Origin of the sequence: Paenibacillus macerans (assembly GCF_050565405.1) — a bacterium.
Taxonomy (GTDB): domain Bacteria; phylum Bacillota; class Bacilli; order Paenibacillales; family Paenibacillaceae; genus Fontibacillus; species Fontibacillus macerans_B.
The window spans coordinates 1-10,015 of record NZ_JBNYYG010000102.1 but is presented as its reverse complement, the minus strand read 5'-3'; the positions used below and the strand labels follow the sequence as shown (position 1 = coordinate 10,015).

Annotated in this window: 6 protein-coding genes and 1 pseudogene; 3 read left to right on the top strand and 4 right to left on the bottom strand. The window is 58.3% G+C overall.

Features of this window, described 5'->3' with window-relative positions; genetic code table 11:
- Nucleotides 1-301 (bottom strand): transposase (locus tag ACQ4N8_RS27805; RefSeq protein WP_430707615.1); only part of this gene is annotated, 301 nt, incomplete at its 3' end.
- A gap of 450 nt (nucleotides 302-751) precedes the next feature.
- Between ACQ4N8_RS27805 and ACQ4N8_RS27800 the strand changes: the two genes are divergently transcribed.
- Together ACQ4N8_RS27800 and ACQ4N8_RS27795 are read left to right on the top strand one after the other, a co-directional pair.
- Entirely contained in the window at nucleotides 752-1,252 is a 501-nt protein-coding gene (locus ACQ4N8_RS27800; protein WP_430707614.1) for a MarR family winged helix-turn-helix transcriptional regulator, read from the top strand.
- Nucleotides 1,230-5,441: an acyl-CoA dehydratase activase-related protein gene (locus ACQ4N8_RS27795; RefSeq protein WP_430707613.1), complete on the top strand. Its 4,212-nt coding sequence runs from the start codon at nucleotides 1,230-1,232 to the stop codon at nucleotides 5,439-5,441. The genes ACQ4N8_RS27800 and ACQ4N8_RS27795 overlap by 23 nt, the downstream gene beginning before the upstream one ends.
- Before the next feature lie 133 nt (nucleotides 5,442-5,574).
- On the opposite strand, the pseudogene ACQ4N8_RS27790 reads toward ACQ4N8_RS27795, so the two are convergent.
- Nucleotides 5,575-6,731: pseudogene (locus ACQ4N8_RS27790) on the bottom strand (MATE family efflux transporter).
- 147 nt (nucleotides 6,732-6,878) lie between these two features.
- Between ACQ4N8_RS27790 and ACQ4N8_RS27785 the strand changes: the two are divergent.
- Complete coding sequence (locus ACQ4N8_RS27785) at nucleotides 6,879-7,799, top strand: helix-turn-helix domain-containing protein (RefSeq protein WP_430707612.1); 921 nt, start codon at nucleotides 6,879-6,881, stop codon at nucleotides 7,797-7,799.
- 25 nt (nucleotides 7,800-7,824) lie between these two features.
- Here the strand turns inward: ACQ4N8_RS27785 and ACQ4N8_RS27780 are convergent, their stop codons facing one another.
- Together ACQ4N8_RS27780 and ACQ4N8_RS27775 are read right to left on the bottom strand one after the other, a co-directional pair.
- Nucleotides 7,825-9,807 carry an ABC-F family ATP-binding cassette domain-containing protein gene (locus tag ACQ4N8_RS27780; protein ID WP_430707611.1) on the bottom strand — a complete coding sequence of 661 codons (1,983 nt, stop codon included), beginning with the start codon at nucleotides 9,805-9,807 and terminating at the stop codon, nucleotides 7,825-7,827.
- A 15-nt stretch (nucleotides 9,808-9,822) separates the two neighbouring features.
- On the bottom strand, nucleotides 9,823-10,015 hold a 193-nt coding region (locus tag ACQ4N8_RS27775), incomplete at its 5' end, for a DUF92 domain-containing protein (RefSeq protein ID WP_430707610.1).

Sequence of the window (10,015 nt, the reverse complement as noted above, 5' to 3'; positions counted from 1 at the left end):
GCCGCAGCGCCGAGATGCCATCGGGAAGCAAGAACAACTCTAGCGCCCGGAACCACTTCACAAGGGGCAGGTGCGTTCGTTCAAACATCGTACCGGCCAAAGCCGACGTTTGATGCCCGCACCTTGCGCACTCGAACAAGGGGATGCGCCGGGAGGTGAGACGGCTGCATCGGGTGTGAGCGCAGCGCGGGCAGCCAAAGCCGTTAGGCCACTTCATCGCAATCAGCGCCTCCATGCAGGCCTGCTCGCTGTGATAACGGCTGTTGAAGGGTTGAAGTTCCGTTCCCGCATTGGCTTCCATGTCCGCTCGCCCCCCGAATTAATGATTTACGTACATACGTTCGCTTTATTTTATTATACCAAACGCATGTTCTTATATCAAGCCGAAAATCTCGCCTGCACCGCCTCATTTTTTCTTTTTCTCTTTTTCCTTTATCCCTTACCCTAGCCCCCAACCCCTCCCCCCCTGAACGAAAGGGATAATCGTGCAAAGACACAGGCAGGGTTAACAAGCTAGGGTTAACAAGGCAGGGACACCAAGACACGATTCCTAAAGACATCCGTCTCAGCCACTTCCCTCAGCTACCTCGATCTGGCAGCCCCCGAAGTTTTATAAATTCTATAATCTGCACGAAGCCCTTTGTGCTTCTGTAATTTATTTAACATCTACTCTAACCCGTCAGCTGATAAACTTTGCGTATAAAGTTTTATCGTAAAACTTTTTTAGGAACGGAAGAAAGGCGTGATACCTATGGAGGATCACCATGACGTGTGCGTCGGGATTTGCGAGACGACGCTGGACATTGCCCACAGCATGGGCAGGTTGTTTTTTAACGACGGCGACAATATTTTACCGAGCAAGTTTTTTATTCTGCTGGCCGTCTACCGGAACGGGAAAACGACGGTGTCTCAGATCGCCGAGCTGGTGGGCTTATCATCGAGCGCCAACACGATCGCGATCAACAAAATGGCCAAGGAGGGATTGCTGAATCGGGTCCGCGATGACATCGACAAGCGGATCTGCTGGATCGAGTTGACGGCAAAGGGCCGAGCGGTTCTGGAGGAGATGATCGAGAAACGCAATCGCATGTTTCTGGCGATTCTCGGCGATTTTCCGGAGGAGCAGCTGCAGGTGTTCCTGCAATCGCTGCAGACGATCCGCGATAAATTTTCCGCGGGGACCGCAGCTCAGGATGAAACGGCATTACTAACGGGGACGGGTGAACGGCATGCGGCTTCAAATCGGACTTGATATCGGCTCCACCACGGCCAAAATCGTCGCGATGCGGGAAGGCCGCATCGTGCATCGGGACTATGTCCGCCATTATTCGGATATCCGCACGGCGGTGCTGGCGTTGTGGCGGGACGTCATGGGCCTGTTCCCGGACGCGGAAGCGAGCCTTTGCATGAGCGGCTCCTCCGGCCTGAAGCTGTCGGAGCTGGCCGGAGTCCCGTTTCTGCAGGAGGTCGTCGCCTGCACGAAGGCAATCAAACAGCTCGCCCCGGAAACGGATACCGCGATCGAACTCGGCGGCGAGGACGCCAAAATCATCTACTTGCGCGGCGGCATCGAACAGCGCATGAACAACGCCTGCGCCGGGGGCACCGGTGCCTTCATCGACCAGATGGCCGCGCTGCTGGAGACGGATCCGGCCGGCCTGGATGAGTTGGCCGCCCGCCACGAAACGATCTATCCGATCGCCTCGCGCTGCGGGGTTTTCGCCAAAACGGACGTGCAGCCGCTGCTGAACGAAGGAGCGCGCCGCGAGGATATCGCCGCCTCCATCTTCCAGAGCATCGTGACGCAAACGATCAGCGGGCTGGCTTGCGGGCGGCCGATCCGCGGCAAGGTCGCTTTTCTCGGCGGCCCGCTGACCTTTTTGCCGCGTTTGCGGGAGCGCTTTATCGAGACGTTGAACCTGAAGGCGGAAGACGTCGTGTTTCCGGACGATGCCCAATATTTCGTGGCGATCGGTTCCGGCCTGCACGCTGCGAGCGGATCGGCGCTCCCTTTGGGCGTGTGGCTGAACCGACTGGAGAACGCGGAGTTTGCGTCCGACCCGACCCGGGACAGTCTGCTCCCGCCCCTGTTCGCGGACGAACGGGACTATGCCGCCTTCCGCGACCGGCATGCCGAAGCCACGGCGCCCCGCGCGGAGCTGGCCGGGTACCGCGGACCGTGCTTCCTCGGCATCGATGCCGGTTCGACGACGACCAAGCTGGTGTTGACAGGAGCGGACGATCAAATCCTGCATACGTATTACGGCGGCAATAAAGGTAACCCGCTGGCTTCCCTGGCCGACGCTTTGCAGGAGATGTACGCGCAGCTGCCCGAGGGTTGCTCCATCGCTCGCGCCTGCGTCACGGGCTACGGCGAAGGACTGATGAAAGCCGCCTTCCGGATCGACGGCGGCGAGGTCGAGACCGTCGCCCATTACAAAGCGGCTTCCCATTTCCTGCCGAACGTCGATTTCATTCTTGATATCGGCGGCCAGGACATGAAATGCATCAAGATCCGCGGCGGCGCGATCGATAGCTTGATGCTGAACGAAGCCTGCTCGGCGGGCTGCGGCTCTTTTCTCGAAAGCTTTGCCGGAGCGCTCGGGCTCGGCATCGCCGAGTTTGCGGACGCGGCGCTGCGGTCGGTCCATCCGGTCGATCTCGGCTCGCGCTGCACGGTATTCATGAATTCCAAAGTAAAACAGGTGCAGAAGGAAGGGGCCTCCCTGCCCGATTTGTCGGCCGGCCTGGCTTACTCCGTCGTCAAAAACGCGCTGCAAAAAGTGATCAAAATCCGCAACCCCGAGGAATTGGGCCGTCACATCGTCGTGCAGGGCGGTACGTTTTACAATGACGCCGTGTTGCGCGCCTTCGAGAACCTGACCGGCCGGCAGGTGATCCGCCCGGACATCGCCGGAATCATGGGCGCTTTCGGGTGCGCGCTGCTCGCCCGCGAGCAGTACGAAGGCATCGGCCAGAGCAGCCTGCTGCCGAGCGAGGAACTGCACTCGTTCACCTATGAGGTGTCGCATGCCCGCTGTTCGCTGTGCAGCAACAGCTGCGCCATGACGATCAGCCGTTTTCCCGACAAAAGCTTCCACGTCAGTGGCAACCGCTGCGAACGCGGCGCGACGCAGAAGAAATCGAAATCGGCTGCGCCGAATCTCGTGGAATACAAATACGAGCGGATGTTTGGCTATACCCCCCTGGCACCGGAGCAGGCGGTTCGGGGAACCGTGGGCTTGCCGCGGGTGTTGAATATGTTCGAAAACTATCCGTTTTGGCACACGTTTTTTACGCGGCTAGGGTACCGGGTCGTGCTGTCGCCCAAGTCGTCGAAGAAGCTGTACGAATCCGGAATGGAGACGATCCCTTCGGAATCGGTGTGCTATCCCGCCAAGCTGGCGCACGGCCATATCGAAAGCTTGATCCGCAGCCGGGTCGACTTCATTTTCTATCCTGCCGTCGTGTACGAGAAGAAAGAGGACGCCTCGGCCGACAATCATTTCAATTGCCCTGTCGTCGCCTCCTATCCCGAAGTGATCCGCACCAACATGGACCGGCTGAAGGAGCAAGGGATTCCGCTGTTCAGCCCTTTTCTGAACATCGATCATGTGCCGGCCCTGAAAAAAACGCTGCAAACCACGTTTGCGGACATCCCGGCGGAGGAGCTGGATGCGGCGGTCGAGGCGGCGCTGCGGGAAGCGGCCCATGCGCAGGGCGATATCCGCGCCCAAGGCGAAGCGACGCTGGCGCTGCTGGAGCGCACCGGGGCCAAGGGCGTCGTCCTATGCGGCCACCCGTATCATAGCGATCCCGAGATCAACCACGGCATCGCGGATTTGATCGCCGGGATGGGGCTGGCGGTGCTGACGGAAGACGCGGTGTGCCATCTCGGCACCGTCAAGCATCCTCTGCCCGTCGTCAACCAATGGACGTTCCACGGCCGGATGTACCGCGCCGCCTATTTCGTCAGCGGGCGGGACGACTTGGAGCTGGTGCAGTTGACCTCGTTCGGCTGCGGCATCGACGCGATTACCGCCGATACGATCCAGGAGATTCTGGAGCGCCACAACAAAACATTCACCTTGATCAAGGTAGATGAGATCAGCAATTTGGGGGCGGCGCGCATCCGGCTGCGCTCGCTGGTCGCGGCGATGAAGGAGCGGGAGGAGGCGCAGGTAACCGCGAAGGCTGCGGCGGCTCCAATGGCTCCGGCCTCTTTTACCAAAGAGATGAAAAGCGAATATACGATCTTGGCCCCGCAGCTGTCGCCGATCCATTTCGAGCTGTTCGAGACGGTGTTCCGCGAGGCCGGGTATCGCCTAAGGGTTCTGAAGAAAGCGAGCAAAGAAGATACGGACGAAGGCTTGAAATTCGTCAACAACGACGCCTGCTATCCGGCGATCATGACGATCGGGCAAATCATGGCGGCCCTGCGCAGCGGGGATTACGATCCGGACCGGACGGCGGTGATCCTGACCCAGACGGGCGGCGGCTGCCGGGCGACCAACTATATCGCCCTGCTGCGTAAAGCGCTGAAGGAAGCGGGAATGGCGCAAATCCCGGTCATTTCCTTGAATGCCTCGGGGATGGAGAATCAGCCGGGCTTCAAGCTGAATTTGAAGCTGATCAACCGGCTGATCGCGGCAGCTTGTTACGGCGATCTGCTGATGAGGCTGTTGTACCGTTTCCGCCCGTACGAGCGTAACGCCGGGGACACCGAATTACTGCTCCGTAAATGGATGGTGCTGTGCAAGCACTCGCTGCGGCAATTTTCGTTCTTCGCTTACAAGGAACACATCCGCAGCATGGTCGCGGAATTCGAAGCGCTGCCGCAAACTGGCGAAAGCAAGCCGCGCGTCGGTGTCGTAGGCGAAATCCTGATCAAGTTCCATCCCGACGCCAATAACCGGATCGTCGAAGTAATCGAAGCCGAAGGCGGCGAGGCCGTGGTGCCCGATTTTCTCGACTTCATGTTCTACTGCCTGTACAACCCGATTTATAAAGCGGACCATTTGGGCAAAAGCAAAATGCTTGGCCTTGTGAACCCGATAGTCATCCGCTATATCGAGTTGTACCGGAAACCGGTGAAGCAAGCGCTCGAAGCAAGCAGGTCCTTAACCGCGCCGGAAAGCATCTACGAGCTCGCCAAAAAAGCCGGGCGCCTGCTGTCGGTCGGCAACCAGATGGGCGAAGGCTGGTTCCTGACGGCGGAGATGATGGAGCTGCTGGATCACGGCGTAAACAATATCGTCTGCATCCAGCCGTTCGCCTGCCTGCCCAATCACATTACCGGGCGCGGTATGGTCAAAGGGCTGAAGGAGCTGTACCCGGACGCTAACATCACGGCGATCGATTACGACGCCGGCGCCAGCGAGGTGAACCAGATTAACCGCATCAAGCTGATGATGTCCATCGCCAACGGCGTGCTTTGTTGAAGCAAGGAACTCATCCATAACTATTTTTGCTACACAAAAAACCCCCTTTGCGCGATCGTTTCCTTCAGCGGAACGAAGCTTAAAGGGGTTTTAAAGTTTGTTCAAATAAGGGTACAATAAGGCATTACCCGGCTCAATCCTCCACCAGCCGGTGCCGGTACCACTTGGTCCCACGGAAGCGGCGCAGGAAAATCAAACCGCGGATGCCCCACTCAATGTCCATCGCCAGCCAGACGCCAACGACGCCAAACGACAGCACCACGCCCAAAATATAGCCTAACACGACGCGGAACAGCCACATCGACAGCATCGAAACGACGGAGGTGTATTTCGCGTCCCCGGCGGCCCGGAGTGCCGAAGGCGTGATGAAGCTGATCGACCGTTGGCCGGGATTTGGATGACCATCGCCAGCGAGGCGCTGATCGCGTTGGCGGCGATGGCGTAGGTGCCCAGGCTGACGATAAAAATCTGCGTCAGGATTTTGCCGCCGTTGAAAAACATCTGTTCCGCCGCAAACGGCATGCCGATCGAGAGGATTTTTTTCAGCATGGCCAAATTGACCTGCAGCATGTCCCGCAAACGAACCCGCAGCGACTCGTCCATCTTGACCAGATAGTAGACGGCGCAGGCGGCCGCCAGATATCTGGAAATATTGACGGAAATGTTCATCCCCATGATGCCCATGTCCGCCAAATGGATCAGCACGAAATTCAGCGCCACGTACGACAGGTTCATGATCAGCGACAGCATCAGCGAGGCCCGCGACTTCCCGATCCCCCGCAGCACCCCGCATACCGCCTCAACGATCGCGATCCCGCAAAAAGAAACGCTGCTGCCGATCAAATACGACTTGGCGTTTCGAAACACGTCCGCTTCGGCCGAGCCGAACAACAGATTTAAGGCCGGGGTATGAAAAACGATGATCAGCAGGCTGATGGCCAGCGCCAGCAGAAACACCGAGGACACGGAGCCGGCTGAAGACTTGGACACCATCGCGTCGTTGCGGCTGCCCTTATACTGCGCCACCACGACCGTTCCGCCGGTCGCCACCGCTACGAACACATTGATCAGAAAAATGTTCAGCGAATCGACCATATTGACGGCGCTGACCGCCGCTACGCCGGAGGAGCTGATCATGGCGGTATTGACCAGGTTCAAGCCGATGATGAACGCCTGGTCGATCAGGATCGGAAGGATCAAAGCGATGATTTGCCGATAATCGATCGATTGGCCGGAAAAATACTTGTCCAGAAAGCGATGCGTTTTTGCTCTCATTGTTGTACTTGCCACGTTATCACATCTTTTTTCATAAAGTTTCGAGGGAACCCGCCCAACATCCCCAAAAATAAAAGACCCTTCGTCGGGCAAAAAAGAGCATGGTGCGTCAAGCCAGCTTCCGCTCTCCCATGTTATTCTAATCACAAGGAGGTGTGCAGGATGCACGCATGGGAACAAATCCAACTCACGATCGACTATATCGAAGAACATCTTTCCGAGGAACTGCAGATCGACGCTTTGGCCAAAATAGCGGCGTTGTCGCCGTTTTATTACCAAAGGCTGTTTAGCCGGCTCATTAAAAAACCGGTCAGCGAATACATCAAGCAACGCCGGTTGGCCAAGGCCGCCGAAGCCCTGCCCCTAAATGACCGGCGGATTATGGACGTCGCCATGGATTACGGCTTTTCCTCCCATGAATTTTTTACCCGGGCCTTCAAAAGCGCGTTTGGCCTCACGCCGGAGGAATACCGGGCCAACCCGGTTGGGCTGAACCGCTTCGCGAAACCCCAACTCATCTTGAACTACACAATGGTCGACGAAAACGTTCCCTTGGTCACCGACGGCATCATGATCGAAATCGGGCGGCGGCGAATTCCGGCCCCCGTATTTTTTATCGGGCTGTCCGTCGAAGAGCCGATCGGGCAATTGCCCGGCAGCGGAACGACCGGAATCGATACACTAGGCTTGTTGTGGGATGATTTTCACGATAAAAAACCGGCCATTCGGGAATTGAAAGCGGACGGGGACGAGCTGGGAGTCGCTTATCACGGAACGAAACCGGATCATTACCGCTACTTTGCGGGAGCCGAGGCGGATGCCGCCGAGCCGGCGGAGGGATTCGCCGCCTGGACGTTGCCGGAGGGCGAATATATCGTATGCTCCTTCGCGGCGGAGGATTTTAACCATCTCGTGATGGACGCTTTGTACAAAGCCCAAAAGTACCTGTTCGATACCTGGCTGCCCAATCACGGTATCACCGTCAAACCTTTCTCCGCCGAACGTTATGCCAACCATGAACCGGATACGACCGGCATGGAAATTTGGGTATTGCCCGATACGGAAGCGGAAACGAAAAATTAGGGGAGAAAGGTGCGCGATCCGCGGCTTACGAATTCCGCTGCGCTTCGATTTTCTCCGCCAGCTCGTTCAAATACGTCCAGCGCTCCATCAACCGCTCCAACTCGGCTTCCGCCTCCTGCTGCTGCCGCATCAGCTCCTGCAGCCGGCCGGCGTCGCTGGCCGCGGACTCCATTTCCCCGGCAATATCCGTCAAACGCTGCTCCGCGGCTTCGATCGTAGCGTCGATCGTATCGAATTCCCGCTGTTCGTTATAGCTGAATTTCAGCTTTTCGCCGCGGAGGGGATCCCGGGTCAGATCGGCGGCGGAGCGTCCGGAGCCCTTCTGCTGCCCGGAAGACGATCCTGCCGATCCGCCCGTCGTCCCTTTCGCACCGCCGGACGCCGTTTTGCCCGGTGCCCCTGTGCCGCCGTTCGCCTGCAGCCGCTCCTCATAATCGCTGTAGTCGCCGACATGCACGGCCACCAGGCCGCCGCCTTCGAAGGCCATGATTTTGTCCACGGTGCGGTCGAGGAAATAACGGTCGTGGGACACAACGAATACGGCGCCGGGGAACTCGTCCAGGTACGCTTCCAGCACGGTCAGCGTTTGAATATCCAGATCGTTGGTCGGTTCGTCCAGCAGCAGCACATTGGGCGCACCCATCAGCACGCGCAAGAGATACAGCCGCCGCTTCTCGCCGCCCGACAGCTTGCCGACCTTGGTCCACTGCATATCCGGGGAAAACAGGAACCGCTCCAGCATTTGCGCTGCGGTAATGCGCGTACCGTCAGCAGTGCTTACCACTTCCGCTTCCTCTTTAATATATTCGATCACCCGCTGATTGCCGTCCATGTCCTGATGCTCCTGGGTAAAATACCCCAGTTTCACCGTCTGACCGATCACGATTTCGCCGGCATCGGGCTCTATGCGTCCGGCGATCATGTTCAGCAGCGTCGACTTGCCGCTGCCGTTGGGTCCTACGATGCCGACGCGGTCGCCGGGCACCGCCGTGTAGGTCAGCTCACCGATCAGCAGCTTATCGCCCGCCGATTTCCGCAGGCCTTCAATCTCGACGATCTTCCGGCCCAGCCGGGTCGAGGCGACCGAGATATCCAGGTTATCGCTTTTGTTATCCGGGTTTGCCGCTTGCAGCTGCTCGAAGCGTTCGATCCGCGCCTTCTGCTTCGTCGAACGGGCTTTGGCCCCGCGGCGGATCCAGGCGAGCTCGGTGCGCAGCAGGTTTTGACGCTTCTGCTCGGACGCTGCCTCGCGTTCCTCGCGTTCGCTCTTCAGCTCCAGGAAGCGGCTGTAATTGGCTTCGTAACGGAACAGCCTCCCGCGATCGAGCTCCAGCATGACGTTGCAGACGCGGTCGAGAAAATAACGGTCGTGCGTAATAAGCAACAGCGCCCCGCGCCGCTTCTGCAAGTACGTCTCCAGCCAGGCGACGGAATCGTTGTCGATATGGTTGGTGGGCTCGTCCATGATCAGCAGCTCGGACGGGATGATCAGTGCGGAAGCGAGCGCCACGCGTTTACGCTGTCCTCCGGACAAGCTGCCCATGTTTTGGGCATAATCGGAAATGCCCAGCTTGGAAAGCACGCTTTTGGCGTCGCTCACGAGGGTCCAGGTTTGCAGCCGGTCCATTTCCTGCGAAAGCCGGGTTAGCTCGGCCTGACGACCGGCATCTCCGGGATGCCGCTCCAGCGCTTCCTCCGCCTCCATATAGGCCGACACGACTTGCAGCTCGGAGCCGCCTCCCTGAAATACGCCGCGCAGCACGGAGATGTTCGGGTCATATTCGGGATTCTGCGCCAGAAAAGTTACCCGAACGTCCCGATTGATGGCAACCCGTCCCTCGTCCGGTTGCTCCAAGCCCGCGATCGCCTTCAGGAACGTCGATTTCCCCGTTCCGTTGACGCCGATGACGCCGATCTTGTCGTTTTCGTCCATGCCGAACGAAACGTCCTGAAACAGCACTTTTTCTCCATAGGTTTTCGTTAAGTGTTCCACGGTCAGTATATTCATTCGCTAATCCCTACTTTATAGTATCATCCCAATCCCCCAGGCCAGCAAGCCGGACGCCAGAGAACTGAGTAAATTGACCATATCGTTGTTCATCCAGCCCAGGCCCCGCAGCGGAACGGTGTCGCGGCCGCAATGCGCAGCGACCTCGACCTCTTTGCCGCAAACCGTGCATCGCTGCATCCCCTGGAGCGTCGCGCCCAGCAAGGAG